This is a genomic window from Pseudomonas sp. BF-R-24 (genome assembly GCF_019947335.1).
GTDB lineage: Bacteria > Pseudomonadota > Gammaproteobacteria > Pseudomonadales > Pseudomonadaceae > Aquipseudomonas > Aquipseudomonas jessenii.
This window is the reverse complement of the sequence record NZ_JAGYGG010000035.1, coordinates 26986-48570: the sequence shown is the minus strand read 5'-3', so window position 1 is coordinate 48570 and position 21585 is coordinate 26986. Positions and strand designations below refer to the sequence as shown.

21 protein-coding genes are annotated in these 21585 nt (G+C 60.9%); 13 read left to right on the top strand and 8 right to left on the bottom strand.

Annotation, left to right across the window (positions count from 1 at the left end):
• Window positions 1-496: 496 nt before the first annotated feature.
• Window positions 497-760 (top strand): DUF6124 family protein, encoded by a 264-nt coding sequence (locus KGA98_RS22825; RefSeq protein ID WP_090457509.1) that lies wholly within the window; start codon window positions 497-499, stop codon window positions 758-760.
• A gap of 180 nt (window positions 761-940) precedes the next feature.
• Here KGA98_RS22825 and KGA98_RS22820 read toward each other — a convergent pair whose 3' ends face one another.
• The 3 genes from KGA98_RS22820 to KGA98_RS22810 all read right to left on the bottom strand — a co-directional run bounded on the left by KGA98_RS22820 (window position 941) and on the right by KGA98_RS22810 (window position 2713).
• Window positions 941-1537, bottom strand: a complete 597-nt coding sequence (locus tag KGA98_RS22820) for a superoxide dismutase (RefSeq protein WP_008022038.1) — start codon at window positions 1535-1537, stop codon at window positions 941-943.
• A 164-nt stretch (window positions 1538-1701) separates the two neighbouring features.
• Window positions 1702-2304 (bottom strand): LysE/ArgO family amino acid transporter, encoded by a 603-nt coding sequence (locus tag KGA98_RS22815; protein WP_057713460.1) that lies wholly within the window; start codon window positions 2302-2304, stop codon window positions 1702-1704.
• Window positions 2305-2311: 7 nt separating this feature from the next.
• Window positions 2312-2713, bottom strand: coding sequence for an ACT domain-containing protein (locus KGA98_RS22810; RefSeq protein WP_223503966.1), 402 nt, complete (start codon window positions 2711-2713; stop codon window positions 2312-2314).
• 96 nt (window positions 2714-2809) lie between these two features.
• On the opposite strand from KGA98_RS22810, the gene KGA98_RS22805 reads away from it, so the two are divergent.
• The 4 genes from KGA98_RS22805 to KGA98_RS22790 all read left to right on the top strand — a co-directional run bounded on the left by KGA98_RS22805 (window position 2810) and on the right by KGA98_RS22790 (window position 6819).
• Window positions 2810-3703 carry a LysR family transcriptional regulator ArgP gene (locus KGA98_RS22805; RefSeq protein WP_057713462.1) on the top strand — a complete coding sequence of 298 codons (894 nt, stop codon included), beginning with the start codon at window positions 2810-2812 and terminating at the stop codon, window positions 3701-3703.
• 54 nt (window positions 3704-3757) lie between these two features.
• On the top strand, window positions 3758-4750 hold the full coding sequence (locus tag KGA98_RS22800; protein ID WP_223503964.1) for an NAD-dependent epimerase/dehydratase family protein: 993 nt from the start codon (window positions 3758-3760) through the stop codon (window positions 4748-4750).
• 116 nt (window positions 4751-4866) lie between these two features.
• On the top strand, window positions 4867-5739 hold the full coding sequence (locus KGA98_RS22795; RefSeq protein WP_223503963.1) for an ATPase: 873 nt from the start codon (window positions 4867-4869) through the stop codon (window positions 5737-5739).
• 231 nt (window positions 5740-5970) lie between these two features.
• Entirely contained in the window at window positions 5971-6819 is an 849-nt protein-coding gene (locus KGA98_RS22790) for a cache domain-containing protein (RefSeq protein WP_223503961.1), read from the top strand.
• Window positions 6820-6942: 123 nt separating this feature from the next.
• On the opposite strand, the gene KGA98_RS22785 is transcribed toward KGA98_RS22790, so the two are convergent.
• Together KGA98_RS22785 and pobA are read right to left on the bottom strand one after the other, a co-directional pair.
• Window positions 6943-8460, bottom strand: a complete 1518-nt coding sequence (locus KGA98_RS22785; RefSeq protein ID WP_223503959.1) for an MDR family MFS transporter — start codon at window positions 8458-8460, stop codon at window positions 6943-6945.
• Window positions 8461-8538: 78 nt separating this feature from the next.
• Entirely contained in the window at window positions 8539-9732 is a 1194-nt protein-coding gene (pobA, locus tag KGA98_RS22780; protein ID WP_223503957.1) for a 4-hydroxybenzoate 3-monooxygenase, read from the bottom strand.
• Window positions 9733-9913: 181 nt separating this feature from the next.
• Between pobA and KGA98_RS22775 the strand changes: the two genes are divergently transcribed.
• Entirely contained in the window at window positions 9914-10810 is an 897-nt protein-coding gene (locus KGA98_RS22775) for a helix-turn-helix domain-containing protein (RefSeq protein ID WP_223503955.1), read from the top strand.
• A 9-nt stretch (window positions 10811-10819) separates the two neighbouring features.
• On the opposite strand, the gene KGA98_RS22770 is transcribed toward KGA98_RS22775, so the two are convergent.
• Both KGA98_RS22770 and KGA98_RS22765 read right to left on the bottom strand, forming a co-directional pair.
• Window positions 10820-10996 carry a hypothetical protein gene (locus KGA98_RS22770; protein ID WP_007978514.1) on the bottom strand — a complete coding sequence of 59 codons (177 nt, stop codon included), beginning with the start codon at window positions 10994-10996 and terminating at the stop codon, window positions 10820-10822.
• 140 nt (window positions 10997-11136) lie between these two features.
• Window positions 11137-12042 (bottom strand): LysR family transcriptional regulator, encoded by a 906-nt coding sequence (locus KGA98_RS22765; RefSeq protein WP_223503952.1) that lies wholly within the window; start codon window positions 12040-12042, stop codon window positions 11137-11139.
• A gap of 223 nt (window positions 12043-12265) precedes the next feature.
• Here KGA98_RS22765 and KGA98_RS22760 point away from each other — a divergent pair, with 223 nt between their 5' ends.
• Together KGA98_RS22760 and KGA98_RS22755 are read left to right on the top strand one after the other, a co-directional pair.
• Complete coding sequence (locus KGA98_RS22760; protein WP_223503950.1) at window positions 12266-13144, top strand: MBL fold metallo-hydrolase; 879 nt, start codon at window positions 12266-12268, stop codon at window positions 13142-13144.
• 220 nt (window positions 13145-13364) lie between these two features.
• Window positions 13365-13979, top strand: coding sequence for an NAD(P)-dependent oxidoreductase (locus tag KGA98_RS22755; RefSeq protein WP_223503949.1), 615 nt, complete (start codon window positions 13365-13367; stop codon window positions 13977-13979).
• Between the two features lie 123 nt (window positions 13980-14102).
• Here KGA98_RS22755 and KGA98_RS22750 read toward each other — a convergent pair whose 3' ends face one another.
• The gene (locus KGA98_RS22750) at window positions 14103-14984 is read right to left on the bottom strand and encodes a LysR substrate-binding domain-containing protein (RefSeq protein ID WP_223503947.1); all 882 of its coding nucleotides are present in this window, start codon (window positions 14982-14984) and stop codon (window positions 14103-14105) included.
• Between the two features lie 159 nt (window positions 14985-15143).
• Between KGA98_RS22750 and KGA98_RS22745 the strand changes: the two genes are divergently transcribed.
• The 5 genes from KGA98_RS22745 to KGA98_RS22725 all read left to right on the top strand — a co-directional run bounded on the left by KGA98_RS22745 (window position 15144) and on the right by KGA98_RS22725 (window position 21581).
• Complete coding sequence (locus KGA98_RS22745; RefSeq protein WP_223503945.1) at window positions 15144-16781, top strand: 5-guanidino-2-oxopentanoate decarboxylase; 1638 nt, start codon at window positions 15144-15146, stop codon at window positions 16779-16781.
• Window positions 16778-18226 (top strand): aldehyde dehydrogenase family protein, encoded by a 1449-nt coding sequence (locus tag KGA98_RS22740; RefSeq protein WP_223503942.1) that lies wholly within the window; start codon window positions 16778-16780, stop codon window positions 18224-18226. Before KGA98_RS22745 ends, KGA98_RS22740 begins: the two co-directional genes overlap by 4 nt.
• Before the next feature lie 304 nt (window positions 18227-18530).
• On the top strand, window positions 18531-19634 hold the full coding sequence (locus KGA98_RS22735; protein ID WP_057713476.1) for an extracellular solute-binding protein: 1104 nt from the start codon (window positions 18531-18533) through the stop codon (window positions 19632-19634).
• Between the two features lie 193 nt (window positions 19635-19827).
• Window positions 19828-20736 carry an ABC transporter permease gene (locus KGA98_RS22730; RefSeq protein WP_223503940.1) on the top strand — a complete coding sequence of 303 codons (909 nt, stop codon included), beginning with the start codon at window positions 19828-19830 and terminating at the stop codon, window positions 20734-20736.
• A complete protein-coding gene (locus tag KGA98_RS22725) occupies window positions 20733-21581 on the top strand; it encodes an ABC transporter permease (RefSeq protein ID WP_057713478.1) in 849 nt (282 codons plus the stop codon). The genes KGA98_RS22730 and KGA98_RS22725 overlap by 4 nt, the downstream gene beginning before the upstream one ends.
• Window positions 21582-21585: the final 4 nt, after the last annotated feature.

The window sequence follows — 21585 nt, the reverse complement described above, 5'->3', positions numbered from 1 at the left end:
GCCTGTCAGCCGACCATTTTCTCTTGGATGCCCCCCGGCCTAACTGTGGGAGCGGGCTTGCTCGCGAAGACGGCGGGACAGTCGACATTGCATTTTCAGCCACACCCCAACATATCGTTTCCACACGCCCGCGTGGGAGTGCTGCCAGGGACGGTCCGCGTTACGTTTTGGGCGTTAGCGCGGTGTAGGAAAGCGCCAGAAGTTTCCCACGCAGTTTTCAGGTTGTCCGTCGGAAGCGGGCTGAATAACCTTTGGCTGTCGCTGAAACTCAGCGATCGGGTGTGAGAACCCGGCTACTTATGGTCATCCAGAGCCTGTGCACGCATAATCGCCGCCAGCTAATCCGCTGTCTGTAAATGCGTCATGGCGGCTGTGTGCGGGCAGACTTAGGTCTGGCCCGGGTGTCCATACCGGTTTCTCACCTCGCACATAGCTGCCACCTCTTCACCGCGTGAGAAACGGCAAGTGGTGGCCCCAGCGCTAGAGGAATGGTTTTATGGACAAATTAATCCCCGATCCCCCCTGCAACACCACCAAACCCTACAGCCCTCGCACCATGTTCATGATCGTCCCCGACATGGACACTGAAAGCCTGCTTGCCCACGCTTGTGAATCACTGGCTTCAGCCAATGTCATGGCGAGTGATTTCGCTACCTGCCTGGCTGGCCCCCAGCGCAACACGGCGCTGGCCATTTCGCAGATTGTCATGTTGGCGGAGCTGGCGGTGAATCGTGCGCTGGATAACCTCGATCCGCAGTAGTTGGCCGACTGACCGCGTTATCGTTCTTCGCGAGCAGGCTCGCTCCCACTGGCTCGGGGGGTGATCTGTGGGAGCGGGCTTGCTCGCGAAGACGGCGGGACAATCACCACCGTCCCTTTGCTCATATTCCTTCCATAAAAAAACCCGGCACAAAGCCGGGTTTTTTGTCTGGCATCGAGCTTAAGCGGTGAAGGTTTTGCCTTCGAACTGCTCAGCCACGAATTTCCAGTTGACCAGGTTCCAGAACGCTTCGACGTACTTCGGACGCAGGTTGCGGTAGTCGATGTAGTAAGCGTGTTCCCAGACGTCGCAGGTCAGCAGCGGGGTGTCGCCGTTGGTCAGCGGGTTGCCGGCGCCGATGGTGCTGGCCAGGGCCAGGGAACCGTCAGCCTTCTTCACCAGCCAGCCCCAACCGGAACCGAAGGTGCCGATGGAAGTCTTGCTGAACTCTTCCTTGAACTTGTCGAACGAACCGAAGGCCGCGTTGATGGCTTCAGCCAGTGCGCCGGTTGGTTGACCGCCAGCGTTTGGCGCCAGGCAGTTCCAGTAGAAAGTGTGGTTCCAGACCTGAGCGGCGTTGTTGAAGATACCGCCCGAGGAAGTCTTGACGATTTCTTCCAGGGTCTTGCCTTCGAACTCGGTGCCTGGCACCAGGTTGTTCAGGTTCACGACGTAGGTGTTGTGGTGCTTGTCGTGGTGGAACTCCAGGGTTTCCTTGGAGATGTGCGGCTGCAGGGCATCGTGTGCGTACGGCAGTGGCGGCAATTCGAAAGCCATGATGATTCTCCTAATCAGGTCAGTTGCGGTGAGCGCAAGGCCGATCACGGGCGGCCAGACAAGCGCCGGGGAGTTTGTACTCTTTGCGGCGCAGGGAGTCGGATCATAGCACCGGGGGGGCGGCATAACCACGCAACAACTGTGTGGAATAGAGGTTCCGCCAATCAGATGGCCGCGATCAGCTGCAGCGCTACGGCAAACATCATCACCGCCACCAACAGATCGAGAATTCGCCAGGTGCCGGGCCGGGCGAGCCACGGCGCCAGCCATGCCGCACCGAGGGCCAGGGTGAAGAACCACAGCAGCGAGGCACTGGCCGCGCCGACGACATAAGCGCCGGGCTCGGTTTGTTGTGCGCCCAGGGAGCCGATCAGCAAAACGGTGTCCAGATAGACGTGCGGGTTGAGCAAGGTCACCGCCAGCGCGCTGAGCATCACCGCCCGCAGCGAACGTACGGTCTGGCCTTCGCCCTGCTCAAGGCTCTGCTTCGAGAAGGCCCGGCGCAGCGCCTGGCTGCCGTACCACAACAGGAACGCTGCGCCGCCCCAGCGTGCGATGGCCAACAGCGTCGGGTTCTGTGCCAGCACCGTCGCCAGGCCGAATACCCCGGCGGCTACCAACAGGGCATCGCAGGTCACGCAGAGTGCCGCCACCGGCAGGTGATGTTCACGCCGCAGGCTTTGCGCCAGGACAAACGCATTCTGGGTGCCAATCGCCATGATCAGGCCGAAGGCCACGAGCAGCCCGTTCACATAACTTTGCCACATGATTTTTTTACTCCGCGTTGGCTGCCAGATCCCGCAGCACTTGCAGGGCTCGGTCGGCGTCGGCCTGGCCGACGAACAAATGGTCGTGGTAGTAGCCTGCAATCACGTTGCAGCTGATTCCGGCCTTGCCCAATGCCGTGGCGAACGCGGCGGTCAGGCCGACGGCTTCGAGGGCCGAATGTACGTTCAAGGTGATCCAGGCGGCGATGTAGTCGAAGCTGAATCCGGCTTTTTCGGCGTGGGAACGTTCGAGAATCACGGTCAGGCCTTCCTGCTCGCGGAAGCTGCCGACAATCTCCAGATCCGCAGGCAACTTGCCGTCGCGCAGGGTGCAGAACACGTATTCGCCAGCGTTGAGTTGCGGGCTCATGCTGCGCAGCAGCGTTGCCAATGAAGTTTCGCCAGCCATGTGGGTGATCCTTGTTCAAGAGTTCTTGCTGGTCATTGTCCTTGTGAAGGCTGTATAAGAAAAACCAATCTTGCTGATCGCTCATTAGGAAAACTGATGTTCGACTATAAATTGCTTTCTGCCTTGGCCGCCGTGGTCGAACAGGCCGGTTTTGAACGGGCGGCTCAGGTACTGGGCTTGTCGCAATCGGCGATTTCCCAGCGCATCAAGCTGCTGGAGGCGCGGGTTGGCCAACCGGTGCTGGTGCGGGCCACGCCGCCAACGCCGACGGAAATCGGTCGACGGCTGCTCAACCACGTGCAGCAGGTGCGATTGCTTGAACGGGATTTGCAAAGCCTGGTGCCGGCGCTGGATGAAGAGGGCCTGCCGGAACGCCTGCGCATCGCCCTGAACGCCGACAGCCTGGCCACTTGGTGGGCGCAGGCCGTGGGGGCGTTTTGCGCCGAACAGCATCTGCTGATGGATCTGGTGGTCGAAGACCAGACCGTCGGTCTCAAGCGCATGCGCGCCGGTGAAGTGGCGGCTTGTGTCTGCGCCAGCGAGCGGCCGGTGGCGGGGGCGCGCAGTGTGTTGCTGGGGGCCATGCGTTACCGTGCGCTGGCCAGCCCCGCCTTTATTGCCCGGCATTTTCCGCAGGGCGTACGCGCCGATCAGTTGGCCCGAACCCCGGCGCTGGTATTTGGCCCGGACGATTTCCTGCAGCATCGCTACCTTGCGTCCCTCGGCGTCGAGGGGGGATTCGAACACCATTTGTGCCCGTCCTCCGAAGGTTTTATCCGCTTGGCGGAAGCCGGTCTGGGTTGGGGGCTGGTTCCGGAACTGCAGGTGCGCGAGCAACTGCAAAGGGGTGTATTGCAGGAGCTGCTGCCAGATAAGCCGATCGATGTGCCGCTGTACTGGCATCATTGGCGTAATGGCGGCCAACTGCTGGGGCTGCTCACCGATCAATTGGTCAGCGCATCGAAGCAATGGCTGGTGCCCTTGGACTGACGCGCAGCGTCAAGACCTCACGTAATACGCAAAACGAAATATTCGGAGCAATTCATGAAGATTCTGGTTACCGGCGCAAGCGGCTTCATCGGCGGGCGCTTTGCGCGTTTTGCCCTGGAGCAGGGCCTGGACGTGCGGGTCAACGGTCGCCGGGCCGAGAGTGTGGAGCATCTGGTACGCCGGGGAGCCGAGTTCATCCAGGGGGACTTGAGCGACCCGGAACTGGCGCGCGAGCTGTGCTCGGACGTCGAGGCCGTGGTGCATTGCGCCGGTGCTGTTGGATTATGGGGACGTTATCAGGACTTCCATCAGGGCAACGTCCAGGTCACCGAGAACGTGGTCGAAGCCTGCTTGAAGCAACGGGTTCGGCGGCTGGTGCATTTGTCGTCGCCGTCGATCTACTTCGATGGTCGCGATCATCTGGGCCTGACCGAAGAACAGGTGCCCAAGCGCTTCAAACACCCTTACGCCGCCACCAAGTACCTGGCCGAGCAAAAAGTCTTCGGTGCCCAGGAGTTCGGTCTCGAAACCCTGGCCCTGCGCCCGCGTTTCGTCACCGGGGCCGGCGACATGAGCATCTTCCCGCGCCTGTTGAACATGCAGCGCAAGGGGCGCCTGGCGATCATCGGCAACGGTCTGAACAAAGTTGATTTCACCAGCGTGCAAAACCTCAACGAGGCGTTGCTCAGCAGTTTGCTGGCCAGCGGTTCTGCGCTGGGCAAGGCTTACAACATCAGCAACGGCACGCCGATTCCCCTGTGGGACGTGGTCAATTACGTCATGCGCAACATGGAAGTCCCACAGGTCACCCGCTACCGTTCCTACGGCCTGGCCTACAGCGTGGCGGCGCTCAACGAGGGCGTGTGCAAGTTGTGGCCGGGGCGTCCCGAACCGACGCTGTCGCGTCTGGGTATACAGGTCATGAACAAAAATTTCACCCTGGACATCAGCCGCGCGCGGCATTATCTGGATTACGATCCCAAGGTCAGCCTCTGGACGGCGCTCGATGAATTCTGTGGCTGGTGGAAGGCCCAGGCTGTTCGCTGACGCTCGAACAACGACCCCCGACTGAACCGGATTCGGGCTTGGGGGTCAATGGTTGCGGCTGTGGGGTTTATACTGCGCGGCATAAAGCCATTATGTGATTCACTAAGGTTGATTCAATGTCCATGCGAAACGATGCCAACGACGACTTCGATGATGTACCGAGCCTGCGTGCAGACGTTCTCGATGACGACTTTGCGCCCCCCGCCCGCACGGTCGTGCATTCGCGCACGACGCCGGTGGTGAAGGTCAAGGCGGCGAGTACCGGTGCCTTGTGGGCGTTGATCGGGGCGTTGTTCTTTGCGTTCGCGGGCCTGGCCTGGTGGAGCTTTCAGCAGATCTCCCTGATGGAACAGCAACTGGTGGCGACCCAGGAAAGCTTCGCGCGAATCAGTGAGGAAGCGGCAGGGCGCCTGCAGGATATTTCCGGAAAGGTTGTTGCCAGCCAGACCAGTGTCAGCACCGACAGCGAGGCCTTGAAGCTGCAAATCCGCCAGCTGGAAAGCAAGCTCCAGGACCAGAACGCCCAGCAGCAAGGTGTTGCCGGCCAGGCCTCGGACCTGGACAAGCGACTGGCACAAATGACCGCGCAAACCACCGAGCTGGACAAGCGCCTGGCGCAATTGAATACCCAGAACACCGAACATCAGACGGCCAATACCCAGTTGCAGACCCAGGTCAAAGCATTGAGTGCTGAATTGGCCACCCTGAAAAGTGCCCCGTCGGACGCTGAAAAACTCGATGCACAACTGAAGAGCCTGGGCGCCGATATCACAGCGCTGAAGAAACAAGGCAACCCAAGCGCTGCTATCGAGCGTCTCGAGCAAGACATGATCGTGCTCAAGAGCGAGCAGGACAACCGTCCAGCGGTCACGCAGGGCTCGACCAATACCGCCGAGTTCGATGCGTTCCGCAGCCAGGTCACCCGCAACATCAATACCCTTCAGGCGCAGATCCAGAACCTTCAGCAGCAACTGCGCGCCCGGCAGTAATCCGAACACTTGTGGCGAGGGGGCTTGCCCCCGTTGGGTGGCGAAGCCGCCCCAAATCCATTCGCCGCGGTTCACCAGATCAACCGCGGTGCCTGATTTACGACTGCTGCGCAGCCGAACGGGGGCAAGCCCCCTCGCCACAAAAGCCTATGACCCTGTTCTGGCGAATATTCGTACATATCCCATTGCCGTCTACGCTCTTGAAACACCATCAGGAACGAGGGATGCGCAATGGGGTTTCTGCATAGGTTCGCCTTGCTGTGCGGCATGTTTTTATTGGGCCTGGGCCAGGTGCAAGCCGCCGCAACGGAAAAGGACGACAGCAAGGCGGCCATCGCCCTGCTGGAAAAAGCCCTGGCTTACTACCACCAAAATGGCGACAAGGCCTTCGCGGCGTTCAGCCGCCAGGGTGAGTTTGTCGACAAGGACCGTTATGTCTTTGTGCTCGACACCAAGGGCGTGATGCTTGCCAGCGGCGGGCCGTCGTCGGCGTTGATCGGCCGGGACGTCTCGCAAGTGCTCGGGCCGGACCTGCAGAAAGCCTTCAAGGATGCCCTGAAAGTGCCGGAAGGCAATGGCATCCAGCAGGCGGAATATCGCTGGCAGAACTGGAATGACGGCAAGGTCGAGCGCAAGCATGTCTACTACCAGCGCGTTGGGCAGCGGATTCTGGCGGTCGGTTATTACCTGCCAAGGGCCTCCGCCGAACAGGCCATGGCCTTGCTGAACAAAGCGGCAACCGATCTGGCCAAGGACGAAAAGGGCACCCTGACGGCGATCAATTCCCTCAAGGGCGGCTACCTGCAGGATGATCTGTATGTGTTTGTCGTCGACCTGGATACCCAGCGTTACGTGGCCCACGGCACCAACCTGCGGCTGATCAATACCGACTTCAGCAAGATCGTGGACCCGGAAGGCAAACCGGTGGGCGAGCCGATTCTGGCGTTGATGGCCCAGCAGGATTACGGCGAATACGAATACCGCTGGAAAAACCCGGTGACGGGCAAGGTCGAGAACAAGCATGCCTACCTGAAGAAGGTCGGGCATTTTCTGGTGGCGGTCGGGTATTACAGCCCTTGAATTGTAGTGACTGTCAGATCGTTTTCGCGAGCAAGCCCGCTCCCACAGTTGACCGCGTGCTCATGAAGAACTCGGTCAACTGTGGGAGCGGGCTTGCTCGCGAATACAGGCGACCCGGTCTATCTATCGAACCTTGTCCTCGCGTCCGCGCAACAACATGTTCGGCATGGCAATCGCCGCCGCCAGCCCAAGCAATGAAACGGCCGCGCTGACCGTCAGCAAATGCCGGAATGTCAGTGACAATTCGGCGCGCAGGGTGTTCTGCGCGTCACCCGGCGCGGCATTCAAACCGTCCAGCAATACATTCCCCGAGCTGCCTTCGGCAATCAGAGACGAACCGGCCAGATGCGCGAAACTCGAATCCTGCAACAACGCCAACAGCAGCGCCGACATCAACGCCACACCCACGGCACCACCCAGCGAACGGAACAGGTTGGTGGTGCTGGTGGCTACACCGATGTCCCGCTGGTCCACCGAGTTCTGCGTGCCGACCAATGACGTCGGGAACTGCATGCCCGAGGATATCCCGCAGAGCAGCATGAACAGACTGCTCACGACGAACGCCTGCGGCGGGCTGAATGCCATGCCGATAATCGAGACAGGCATCAGCGCCGCACCGGTAAGGATCATCGGTTTGTAGCGCCCGGTGACCGAGGTGCGGCGGCCTGCGAAATACGCGCCAATCGGCAAACCCATGGCCAGGGGCAGCAGGTGCAGGGCTGCGCTGTCGGCACCGGCGCCGGTGACGCTCTGAAAGCGCAGCGGCATCAATACAATCAGCGAGATGGCCTGGAAACTGGTGAAGAAAATCGTGCACCAGCACAGGATCGCGTTGCGGTTGGCGAACAGATGCATGGGCAACAACGGTTCTCGCGCCCGTCGCTCGTGGACGACGAACAGCCCCAGCACCAGCACCGCACAAGCGAGCAGCGCCAGCACCTCTGCACTGCGCCACGAATGGCCCTGGCCGACCTGGGTGATGCCCAGCAACAATGCTGTCAGCCCGATGATCATCAGCACGGTACCCAGGTAGTCGATGATCGGTTTGCGTTGCGGAATCGGCAGGCCCACCAGCGTGCGATAGGCGACCAGCCAGGCACCCAGGCCCAGCGGCAGGTTGATCAGGAACACCCAGCGCCAGGACAGGTACTCGGTCATGTAGCCACCAAGCACCGGGCCGGCCACGCTGGCCACGGCATACATGCTGCTGAAATAGCCCTGATACCGGCCGCGCTCCCGTGGCGGCACGATGTCACCGATGATCGCCTGGCTCACCGAGATCATTCCGCCGGCCCCGATGCCCTGGAGGATCCGCGCCAGCACCAGTTGCTCCATGCTCTGGGCCATGCCGCAGAACACCGACGCCAGGGTGAACAGGCCCATGCCGAACAGCATCAGCTTGCGTCGCCCGTACAAGTCGCCCAGTTTGCCGTAGATCGGCACCGCCACGGTCATGGCCACCATGTAGCCGGAAATCACCCAGGCCAACAGGCTAACGTCCTTGAATTGCGCGGAAATGGCCGGCATTGAAACGGCGACGATGGTCTGGTCCAGCGCGCCGAGAAAGATCGCCAGCATCAGGGCGATCAGCACGCTGCGAATGGCCGGTTTGGGCGTTTCAGGCTGGTGGAGATTGGTCACGGGAAAACCTGCGGGCAGTGATTGACCCGCAAGTAGCAAGGCGAGCGGGGATGCTCGCCAGTGTAAGTCGATAGGAGGCTATTCGATAGCCTCATAAGGAAGCCCGACGTAGTTTTCTGCAATGGTTTTGCGACCCGCCTGCGAATCGACAAAATAGTCCAGTTCCGACTCGGCAATGCGCTGGCTAAAGGCATCGTGATCATCAAAGCGGTGCAGCATCGAGGTCATCCACCAGGAAAAACGCTCGGCTTTCCACACCCGGCGCAGGCAGATTTCCGAGTATTTCTCCAGCAGATCAAGGCGATCGTCGCGGTAAACCTTGACCAGGATGTTGAACAGCGTGCTGACGTCACTGGCCGCCAGGTTCAGGCCCTTGGCCCCGGTGGGCGGGACAATGTGCGCGGCATCACCGACGAGGAACATCCGCCCGTACTGCATGGGTTCGACGACGAAGCTGCGCAGCGGCGCGATGCTTTTCTCGATGGACGGGCCGGTCACCAGTTTTTGCGCAAGATCGACCGGCAGGCGGTTTTTGAGCTCGTCCCAGAAGCGTTGATCGGACCAATCCTCGACATTTTCCTCTGCGGGCACTTGCAGGTAATAACGGGTGCGCGTCGGCGAGCGCATGCTGCACAAGGCGAAACCGCGCTCATGGCGCGCGTAGACCAGTTCTTCGTGGACCGGCGGCGTGTCGGCCAGGATCCCGAGCCAGCCGAAGGGATAAATCCGTTCGAAGACTTTCAGGCTGTCGGCAGGAATCGATTGTCGCGCCACACCGTGGAAGCCGTCGCAACCGGCGATGTAGTCGCAGTCGAGTCGATATGGCTCGCCGTCCTTCTCAAAAGTGACAAACGCTTCATCGGTTTTCATGCCGTGGGGAACGACGTTGCTGGCCTGGTAAATCGTCTGCGCGCCCACCTCCCGACGAGCGGCCATCAGGTCACGGGTGACCTCGGTCTGGCCGTAGATCATCACCGTCTTGCCGCCGGTCAACGCTTGCAGATCGATGTGTACCTGGCGCCCGTCGAGGGCCAGTTCGAAGCCACCATGGACCAGTCCCTCGGCGTCCATGCGCTGACTCACGCCGGCCTGACGCAACAGCTCTACCATGCCTTGTTCAAGCACGCCGGCGCGGATTCGACCGAGTACATAATCGGGGGGTTGACGTTCGAGAACGATGTTGTCGATGCCGGCGTTGTGCAGCAATTGGCCGAGCAGCAAGCCTGAGGGGCCAGCACCGATAATGGCAACTTGGGTTTTCAGTGTTTTCATTGTTCTTATGACTCGCAAGCTCCACACGACCTGGGTCGGTGAATGATTTTTATGGATCGAGTGCTTGCATTTTTCCCTTGCGAGTCTGTCAATTGAAGGTGAAAACTGAGCCGATAGCTGTACATTCTGCCAATCGGTGCGATTATCGCCCCAGATCAACCCCGAGGCCTGGATTGAAGTGATGAACAAGCCTGACCTGCCTTCGATTCCGGTGTTCAAGCTCTACGGTGAAAGCCTGGATTGGCCGACCCCGGACTTGCTGCACTGTGAAACCATTTCCAAACGCAGTCGCGAACATCATTGGGAAATCAAACCTCACCGCCACGCTGACTTGTGCCAGTTGCTCTTCGTATTCAAAGGTCAGGCCGAGCTTGAAATCGAAGGCAAGCGAACGCAACTGGTGGAGCCGGCAATCCAGATCCTGCCACCGCTGTCGGTGCACGGCTTTCGTTTTTCCGAGGACGTGGAAGGGTTTGTCGTAACCCTGGCCGCGCCGCTGATCGCCCACCTGCAGATGCAGTTGGGGCAATCGGTCAATGCCCTGGCCCAGTCCGAAAGCTACCCGGCAGGCAAGGACGCCGAGTACCTCAACAGCCTGTTCAGCGCCTTGCAGAGCGAATACACCAGCCATCAACCGGCGCGGGAAATGCTCATGCATTCGCTGGTCAGCGTGATCGTGGTGTGGGTCAGTCGCCAGGTGATCCAGCGTCGCACCGCCATGGCGCGACCGCAGCGGGCCCGGGAATACCTCAACGGCTTTATTCAACTGGTGGAAGAGACGTATCGCCAGCACGTCAAGGTCGAGGATCTGGCACACCGGCTGGGGATTTCCGTGTCCCACCTCAACGGCACCTGTCGTGAGCTGGCGGGGCAACCGGCGTTGCAGATCATGCATGAGCGGCAATTGCTGGAGGCCAAGCGTTTGCTGACCTACACCAGCATGACCATTTATGAAATGTCCGACGTGTTGGGGTTTTCCGATCCGACCAACTTCACACGCCTGTTCCGACGTCGAGTGGGGATTTCGCCAAAGGCGTTCCGCGACCGCTTGAAGGCCGATCAGGACAACGAAGCCTGACCCCCTTCGTTACCGGAGGGCGTTGAGGGTGGCGTTGTGGGGGATGCAGCGCTCGAAGTTGCAGCTCGCGGCTTCACGGGGCAGGTTGCGCAGTTGCTCGACGCGCCAGGCCGCAGCGCCATAAAGCCCGAGCGTGACCGCACAGGTGATGAAAATCGCGAGGTATCTTCTTGTTCTGATGTTCATGGCGTTGACCTCTGAACGAATACCTTTCGGTACTACTTTGAGCATAGGTCAGCGCCGGTGAGTTACCAGCAATAGCGCGGTATTCAGAACACTGATCACCCCTGTGGGAGCGAGCAAGCTCGCTCCCACAGGGCTTCCATTTACAACCCGATATCCCATTCCGGTTCTTGCGGAAACCTCACCACCAGAAAATCCAGCAAGCTGCGCAACGCCGCCGGCATGTGCTTGCGCGAGGCATACACCGCATACACGTTCATTTGCCGGGGTTCGGCCGTCGGCAGCAGGCGAACCAACTCGCCGCTGTGGATGTGCACGCCGGCCTGGTAGGTGGGCAGCATCGCCACCCCGGCGCCGGCTATCGTTGCGCGCAGCAGTGTGCTGGCCTCGTTGGCGCTGATGTTGCCTTGCACCGGTACTGAAACCTGCTCGCCGTCCTGTTCGAAATGCCACAGGCTTTTGCCGAAGTAGGAGTGGGTCAGGCAATTGTGCAGGCTCAAGTCCTCGACCCGTTGCGGCGCCGGGTGCTCGCGCAAGTAAGCGGGGGACGCGCAGATCACCGAGCGGCAAACCGTCAGGCGGCGGGCGATCAGGTTCGGGTCCAGGTCGTTGCTGGTACGGATCGCCAGGTCGATGCGCTCATCCACCAGGTTCACGGTGCGGTCGAGCATCTGCATATCGATGCTGACGCCGGGGTAGCGTCGGACATAGGCGGTCATGGCGTCGGCCAATTGCGCCTGGCCGAAGGAGGTGCTGACGCTGATTCGCAGCAGGCCGCGGGGTGCGTCATCCGGTTCGCTGACGGCGGCTTGCATGTCGGTGGATAAATCGAGCATCTGCCGACAGCGGGGCAGGATCTCGGTGCCGGCGGCGGTGAGGCTCAACTTGCGTGTGGTGCGATGCATCAGGCGCGCGCCGACCCAGTCTTCCAGCTCCGCCAGATACCGCGACACCACCGGCCGTGACAGCTCCAGATGATCGGCGGCGGCCGACTGGCTGCCGAGGTCGACCACCGTGACGAACACACGCATTGCTTGAAGACGATCCATGATTTGCCCGCTTTCAGAAACAAACTATGTTCAAGCATCGCATTTTTTGTACCGAGTCAGGCAACTAAGCTCTGTTCCAGTGTAGGAGCGAGCTTGCTCGCGATGGCCATTAACGATAACGCGGGATACCGGTTATACGCGGCGCCTTCAAGTCCATCGCGAGCAAGCTCGCTCCTACAAAAAGGTATCCGCCAATCACGGCATTCGGACAACGGAGCAACAGATGATCGGACTCACCCTTCTCAAGCGAGTATTACTGGCAAGCGCCGCCCTCGGTTTCGCTGCCCATGCAGCCGCCTCGACCCTGACGCTGGATGTCTACAACCCCGGCGAAAAAGCCATCTTCCCGGTGACCTCGGTGCTGGTCAGTGGCGAGAAAGAAGCGATCCTGGTGGATGCGCAATTCGGCAAATCCCAGGCCGAACAGGTAGTGGAAAAAATCCGCGCCAGCGGCAAGCAGTTGACCACCATCTACATCAGCCACGGTGACCCGGACTACTACTTCGGCCTCGATACCCTGACGGCCGCATTCCCCAAGGCCAAGGTCCTCGCCTCGCAGCCGACCGTCGACCACATCAAGCAAACCGTCGACGGCAAACTGGCATTCTGGGGCCCGAAAATGGGGGCCGACGTACCTGTAAAAACCATCGTGCCGGACGTGCTCAAGGGTGACAGCCTGATCCTCGAAGGGCAGAAGTTGCAGGTGGTGGGTCTTGAGGGCCCGCAGCCGGATCGCAGCTTTGTGTGGATTCCATCGATCAAGGCCGTGGTTGGTGGTGTCGTGGTGGCGCAAAACATCCACGTCTGGATGGCTGACACGCAAACTCCGCAGTCCCATGCCGATTGGCTGACTACGCTGCATGCCATTGAAACCCTGAAACCGCAGACCGTGGTGCCTGGTCATTACCTTGGCGAGAGCGATCGTTCACTGACGGCCGTGCAGTTCACCGCCGCCTACATCAAGGCCTTCGACGAAGAAACCGCCAAGGCCAAGGATGCTGCCGCGCTGATCGCCGCGATGAAAAAACGCTTCCCGACCCTGGGCGATGAAAGCTCCCTGGAGCTGAGCGCCAAGGTCGCCAAGGGCGAGATGAAGTGGTAACCGGAAGTACATGAAGCTGAAGCAAGTTTTGAGATGAAATTGATTACCTGTGGCGAGGGGGCTTGCCCCCGTTGGAGTGCGAAGCGCTCCCCTGCAATCCATCAGTCACACCCTAAGCACAGGTTTTACGACTGCTACGCAGCCGAACGGGGGCAAGCCCCCTCGCCACAAAGGTCAGCGCAATTTGATACCGATACTTTCAAGCCAACTGGAGAACGTCATGAGCAAAGTCGCAATCATCGGTGCCACCGGTCGTGCCGGTAGCCAATTGCTGGAAGAAGCCCTGCGTCGCGGTCACAGCGTTACCGCCATTGCCCGCGACACATCGAAAATAGACGCGCGTGAAGGTGTGGTCAGCAAGGCCGTCGATGCCCTTGATGCCGCTGAGTTGCAAGCTGCAATTGCGGGCCATGACGTAGTCATCAGCGCCGCACATTTCGCGACCCTGCCTGCCAGCGCAGTCGTTGGCCCGGTGAAAAAAGCCGGGGTTAAACGTTTGCTGGTAGTGGGCGGGGCGGGTTCGCTGCTATTGCCCGATGGCGTTCGAGTGATCGATAGCGAAGGTTTCCCTGAGGCTTACAAGGCAGAGGCCAGCGCCGGTGCCGAATTCCTCGCAAACCTGCGTGAAGAGCGGGATCTGGACTGGACATTCCTGTCGCCATCGGCCGAATTTGTCGAGGGCGAGCGCACCGGGAAATTCCGCATCGGCCAGGATGATTTGCTGGTGAGCAGCGCAGGGCGCAGCTGGATCACGTTTGCCGATTATGCGATTGCGATGCTCGACGAAGTGGAAACGCCGAAGCATTCGCGACAGCGGTTTACTGTCGGTTATTGAGTTCACTGACCTCCTGTAGGAGCGAGCTCGCTCGCGATGATCGCCAACGATAACGCTGGGAACCTGATGCCCCGCGGCGTTCTCGGGTTCATCGCGAGCAAGCTCGCTCCTACAGGATACTGTTCAGCGCGATTGCGCTTGCTCCACCAACCACCCCATCAATTCACGCAACTTCGGCGAAGGCCCGGGTTTTTCGGGGAACACCAGGTAATACGCCAGTCCCGTTGTCACCTTCAAATCGAATGGCATGACCAACCGCCCGGCGTTCAGGTCATCGCCGATCAGCGACCAGTCGCCAATCGCCACACCCGTTCCCTGGGACGCCATCGACATCGCCAGGTCCAGTGTTTCGAAGTGCTGGCCCTTGCCGACATTGGTCAAATGCACATCCGCGGCTTTCAACCAGGCTTTCCAGTCCCGTTCATCGCGGGTCGGGTGCAGCAGCAGGTGTTGTTGCAGATCGGCCGGAGTCTGCAGGAGCATGGGGCCTTCGAGCATCGGTCTGGAACACACCGGTGTGAGTTGTTCGTCGAAGAGTTTTTGCGACATCAATGAATCATCCGGCGGTGCGCCGTACATCACCGCCGCATCGAACTGCTCGCGATGAAAATCCACCCCGTGCTTGACCGTGGTGGTCAGTTCCACCGGCACGTCCGGGCGTTCCCTTTGCCATTGCAACAGACGCGGCAGCAACCAGCGCATCACGCAGGTCGGTGCCTTGAGTTGCAGGGTTTCACGCTTCTCGCCGATCTGTTCAACGGCCTCGTCGATCAGGCCGAAAATCTGCTGGACCCGTGGCAGCCATTCCCGTCCCTCGGCTGTCAGGTCCAGGCCTCGGGCCAGGCGGATGAACAGTTCATAACCCAGATGATCTTCCAGCCCGGCGATCTGCCGACTCACCGCGCCCTGGGTGATGTGCAGCTGTTCGGCGGCCCGGGTGAAATTGCAGCACTGCGCGGTAATCAGAAAAGTGTGCAGCGCCGGCAGGGGAGGCAGTCGTTTCATTGGGATCCAAGGTATGACGTGAGGACATGGCTAGTATGACTTTTTATCCATTGTTGCGGCTACCTGTCGCCCGTTCCAATGAGGCCATTCCCGGGCCTGCGAATCCATCATAAACACAGCGCACGCCCGGCGTCTCAAACGAACAAAAAGGGCAAAGACATGGCGACGTGCGGCGAAGTATTGGTCAAGTTACTCGAAAACTACGGGGTCGAGCAGGTGTTCGGCATTCCAGGGGTGCATACCGTGGAGCTGTATCGCGGGCTGGCCCGTTCGAGCATCAACCACGTCACGCCGCGCCATGAACAGGGCGCCGGCTTCATGGCCGACGGCTACGCCCGCACCAGCGGCAAACCGGGTGTGTGCTTCATCATCACCGGCCCTGGCATGACCAACATCACCACCGCCATGGGCCAGGCCTACGCCGATTCGATCCCGATGCTGGTGATCTCCAGCGTGCAATCGCGCAGCCAGTTGGGCGGCGGTCGCGGCAAGCTGCATGAACTGCCGAACCAGGGCGCACTGTGTGCCGGCGTCGCGGCGTTCTCCCACACCCTGATGTCGGCGTCGGAATTGCCGGGTGTGCTCGCTCGCGCCTTTGCACTGTTCCAGGCTGGTCGTCCGCGTCCGGTGCACATTGAAATTCCGCTGGATGTTCTGGTTGAAGAAGCCGACGACTTGCTCGCCAGCCTGCCGGTCAATATCGACCGCGCCGGTGCTTCGCCGAGCGCCGTGTCGCGCATGGCCGAATTGCTGGCCGGCGCCAAGCGTCCGCTGATTCTCGCCGGTGGCGGCGCCATCGACGCGGCCGTCGAGCTGACTGAGCTGGCTGAACTGCTGGACGCGCCGGTCGCCCTGACCATCAATGCCAAGGGCATGCTCGCCTCCGGCCACCCGCTGCTGATCGGCTCGACCCAGAGCCTGGTCGCCACCCGAGCGCTGGTCGCCGAGGCCGACGTGGTACTGGCCATCGGCACTGAACTGGCCGAGACCGACTACGACGTGACCTTCGCCGGTGGCTTCGAAATTCCTGGCAAGCTGCTGCGCGTCGATATCGACCCGGACCAGACCGTACGCAACTACCCGCCGCATGTGGCGCTGGTGGCCGACTCGCGTAACGCCGCCCAGGCGTTGCTCAGTGCCCTGTCGCACAAATCCCTGGCCGAGCGTCGCAACGATTGGGGACAAGTACGTGCCGCCCGTCTGCGTGAAGACCTGGCCGCGACCTGGGACGCACCGACCCTGGCCCAGACCCGCTTCCTCGAAACCGTGCTGCACGAACTGCCGGACGCGGTGTTCGTCGGCGATTCGACCCAGCCGGTGTACACCGGCAACCTGACGTTCAACCCGGAGCGTCCGCGTCGCTGGTTCAACTCGTCCACCGGTTACGGCACCCTCGGCTACGCCTTGCCGGCGGCGATTGGCGCCTGGCTGGGTGGCCGCATCGAAGGTGGCGCGCGTCCTCCGGTGGTGTGCCTGATCGGCGACGGTGGCCTGCAGTTCACCTTGCCGGAACTGGCCAGTGCCGTTGAAGCGCGCACACCGGTCATCGTGCTGCTGTGGAATAACCAGGGCTACGAAGAGATCAAGAAATACATGGTCAACCGCGCCATCGAGCCGGTGGGCGTGGACATCTACACCCCGGACTTCATCGGTGTGGCCAAGGCATTGGGTTGCGCTGCCGAAGCGGTCAGCAGTGTCGAGCAATTGCGCGGCGCATTGCGGGTGGCTACCGATCGCCAGGGCCCGACCCTGATTGAAATCGACCAGACCCAGTGGATGCAGGCGGTGTCGAAATGAGCTTCCCGACGACTCTGGATGGCCTGTACATCAACGGCCAATGGTCGGCCGGCAACGAACACCTGCGGGTGATCAACCCGGCGACCGAAGCCCTGTTGACCACCGTCAATGGCGGCGACAAGCGCGCGGTTGATCAAGCCGTGAACGCAGCGACCCAGGCGTTCGCCGACTGGTCGAAAACCTCGGGCGCCGAACGCGGTGCGATCCTGCGCAAAATCGCCACGGGCGTGCAGGCCAATCGTGAAAAGCTGATGCACTTGCAGTCGAGCAACAACGGCAAGCCGCAATTCGAAGCCGCGATTGACGTCGATGACGTGATCGCCACGTTCGAGTATTACGCCGGTCTGGCCGAAGGCCTGGATGCCAAACAAGACAGCGCGGTAGAGCTGCCGACCGACGACTTCAGCGCTCGCCTGCGCCGCGAGCCGTGCGGTGTGGTCGGCCTGATCGTGCCGTGGAATTTTCCGATGGTCACCACCGCGTGGAAACTCGCCCCGGCCCTGGCCGCCGGTTGCTGCGTGGTGCTCAAGCCTTCGGAAGTGACGCCGCTGCCGGAACTGGAACTGGCCGCGATCATCGCTGAAGCCGGTGTGCCGGCGGGTGTCTTTAACCTGGTGTGCGGCACCGGCCTGGCCGTTGGCGCTCCGCTGTCGGCAGACCCGCGCATCGCCAAGGTGTCGTTCACCGGCAGCAATGCCGTTGGCGTGCAGGTCATGCAACGGGCGGCGGAAACCGTCAAAGGCGTGAGCCTGGAGCTGGGCGGCAAATCTTCGCTGTTGGTGCTGGCCGATGCCGATCTCGAACTGGCGGTGGAAGTGGCCTGTGGCGGTGGTTTCTTCAACGCCGGGCAGATGTGCTCCGCCACCAGCCGCGTGCTGGTCGCCGATGAACTGGCCGATGAATTCCTGAACCGAGTGAAGGCCCGTGCCGAAGCCATTCGCGTGGCCGACCCGTTCGACCCGAACGTGGAAATGGGCGCGCTGGTCAATCAGGCGCAATACCAGCGCGTGCTCGGTCACATCGATCGCGGTTTGAGTGCCGGTGCCAAGCTGGTTTGCGGTGGCAATCGCCCGACCGACCTGCCGCGCGGGTATTTTTTGCAGCCGACGGTGTTCACCGAAGTGCCCCTCGACAGTGCGTTGTGGAATGAAGAGATTTTCGGCCCGGTGATCTGCGTGCGCCGTTTCGCCTCCGAGGCCGAAGCGATTGCCCTGGCCAACGACAGCCAGTTTGGCCTGGTCGCCAGTGTGGTGACGCGCGATGCACAGACCGCCGACCGCGTCGCCAACGCTTTGCAGGCGGGGCTTGTGTGGATCAACGCGCCGCAGGTGATCTTCCCGCAGACCGCCTGGGGCGGCTACAAGCAGAGCAGCATCGGCCGCGAATTGGGGCCATGGGGCTTGCAGGCTTTCCAGGAAATCAAACACGTGATCCGGGCCGTCTGACGCCTGGCACTGTGTAGGAGCGAGCTTGCTCGCGATGGACGCATGGACGACACGGGGCTGTCTGATGCCCCGCATTATCGTTGACGTCCATCGCGAGCTAGCTCGCTCCCACAAGGAAAAGGAGGCATGCGCTGGCGTCATGGCTTCAATGAGTTTTTATCGATAGTCAGGTGTTTTACGCGACCTCAGGATGAACTTGCCGGCTCAGTCAAGCCCCGAAAATACGAGGGATAACGCTGGTCCGGTCGCGCGGATGCAACAGTTTCGACCTGCCTCATACCTACAAAAACAAAGGGAGTCCGTAATGGGCGAGCATGATCTGAACAGACGTCAATTCATCAAGACCGTGGGCGTAGCCTCGGTTGCAGCGGCAGCCATGAGCATGCCGTTCATCAAGGCCAATGCCAGCGACACACGCTTTGCCGGCAAGACCCTTCGTCTGCTGACCTGGTCCGATGACACCGGCCTGGCCGCACTGCGCAACATCGCCGCGACGTTCGAAGACAAGTACGGCTGCAAGGTCATCGCTGACCGCACCGGCAGTACCTCGGAAATGGTCGCCAAACTCAAGGCCGGCGGTGATCGTCCGCAATACGACATCATCACCCTGGCAGGCGTCGGCGCCGAAGGTCTGGCCGCCGCCAACCTGCTGGAAAAACCCGACCTCAACCGCATTCCCAACCTCGTCGATGTACCGGAGAAATACCGCACCGGCGCCAATGGCCACGGTATCGGTTACCTGCTGTGGTGCAACAGCCTGGTCTACAGCACCCGCACCCAGAAAGAAGCCCCGACCAGCTACGCCTCCCTGTGGGATGCCGACGCGGCGCCGAACATCTTCCTGCCGCCGCCGAACTGGACCGAGGCCATGGACCTGATCATCATCGCCGCCAAACTGGCCGGTGGTGACGAACACAACATCGAGCCTGGCTTCAAGAAGCTCGCCGAGCTGAAGGATCGTGTGGTGACCCTGGGTGAAAACCCGAACCAGATCGCCGAACTGTTCCGCACCGGTTCCCTGGACATGGGCGGCCTGTACGCGCCAGCCTTCTTCCCGAAACAGATCCGCGATCCGAACTACGGCCTGGGCGCCACATTCGGCATGAAGGAAGGTTTCTACACCGACCTGATGCTGTCAGTGATGCCGAAGAACCGTCCGGGCGATACCGACATGGCCTACGCCTTCATCAACCACTCTCTGGACCCGCTGGTGCAGGGCAAGATGGCTGAAGACATCTACAACGGCCCGGTCAACGCCAAGGCGATCATTTCCGCCGAAGCACGCAAGAGCCCGTACATCCTCACGCCGGAGCAGATTGCCGAGAAGGCGATCATGCACGACAACGCCTTCCTGGCCAGCGTGCATGACCAATGGATTCGTCGTTACACGGAAATCTTTTCTTCCTGATCGAGTGACGTACACAAGACCTTGAAGCACCACAAATCAAATGTGGGAGCGGGCTTGCTCGCGAATGCGTCGGCACATCCAACATCAATGTGACTGATACACCGCTTTCGCGAGCAAGCCCGCTCCCACAGGGTTCACGGTGGTATCGAGGCTTGTGTTTGTCAGCTGCTGTCCATTGACGAGACCCTTTGCTATGGAACACCAACCTCTGACTCATCCGGTGAGTGCCGCCCCCGTGCGCGCCGCTCGGGGTGTTTCGCCGACCGCGCGCGCCTGGCTTTTCCTCACGCCGTCGATGCTGTTTCTCGGCGTTTTGATTGCCGCGAGCCTGCTGGTACTGCGCATGAGCGTGGGCACCAAAGGCGCGGAATGGTCCGGGTTCAGCCTGGCCAGTTACGCCCAGTTGCTGGAACCCTATTACCTCAAGTCGCTGATGCTGACCCTGCGCCTGGCGCTGATCAGCGCGGTGATCGCAGTGATTCTGGCGATCCCTGTGGCCTACACCATGTCACGCCTGACCTCGCCGTTCGTGCGACGGATCTTCCTTGCGGCGGTGTTGCTGCCATTGCTGGTCAACCTGCTGCTGCAAAGCTACGGCTGGCTGGTGATCCTCGGTCCCGGTGGCATGCTCAACCAGGCACTGATGGGCCTGGGCCTGATCAAGCGCCCGATCATGCTGTTGTACAACCAGAACGGCGTGTTGATGGGCTTGGTGCAAACCGCCTTCCCGCTGGCCGTGTTGCCGATTGCCAGCGCCATGCGCGGTGTCGCCCGCAGCTACGAAGAAGCTGCCGCCACCCTGGGCGCCAGTCGCTTCCAGGTGTTCCGCCAGGTGGTATTGCCGATGAGTCTGCCGGGGATCATTACCGGTGCGACCCTGGTGTTCGCCTACAACGCCAGCAGTTTCGTGGTGCCCTTGCTGCTCGGAGGTCGGCGCGTGCCGATGCTGGCGGTGATGGTGCATGACCAGATCGCCCCGCTGATGAACTGGCCCGCCGCATCCGCTGCCGGCGTGGTGCTGATCGTCACTACCCTCGCGATCATGACCTTGTCCGAATACATCACTGGCCGTCGTCGGCGCATGCTGGAGGCTTCCCAATGAGCACCCTGATCAAAAAGCGTTATGGGCTGTTGCCCGGCGAGACCGGCAAGTTTGCCGGCATCCTTTCCGGCTTCATCCTGCTGCTGGCGGTACTGCCGATCCTGACCATGATCGTCATGTCCTTCAGCGGCGCGTCGAACCTCGACTTCCCGCCGAGCAGCTACAGCCTGCAATGGTACAAGGCCGCCTGGCACACCTTCGTGTCGCCGGACGCCAGTGACGTCCTGAGCCTCGGCCAGGCCATGTCTACCAGCTTGCTGGTGTCGTGCCTGACCATGATTTTCGCCACGATCATCGCGGTGCCGGCGGCCTACGCGCTGACCCGTTGCGAGTTCCGCGGCAAGGCGGTGGCGCTGCAATTGATGTCGTTGCCGCTGGTGTTTCCGATGGTGGTGTTGGGCCTGGCGTTGCTGCTGGTGTTCGACAGCCTGCCATTCCACATGACCACCTCGCGCCTGGTGATTGCCCACGTGATCCTCGCGTTGCCATTCGTGGTGAAGAACTGCACGGCGGCGATGCTCTCCATCGGCAGCGAAGTCGAAGAGGCCGCGCAAATGCTCGGTGCTTCACCGCTGCGGGCGATTGTCGATGTGGTGGTGCCGTTGATGAAGTCGGGGATCCTGGCGGGCATGCTGCTGGCGTTCATCGTCTCGTTCAACGAATTCACCGTGACCTATTTCCTCTACACCATCGACGTCATGACCGTGCCGATCTGGATGTACAGCCGCACCGTGTCTTCGCTCGACCCAACCGTATTTTCGTTTGCCGTGCTGATCGTGCTGATCGACTTCGTCCTCATCTGGGCGCTGGAGAAGCTGGTTGGTGAAGGTGGCGTTTCGTTCTGATTTC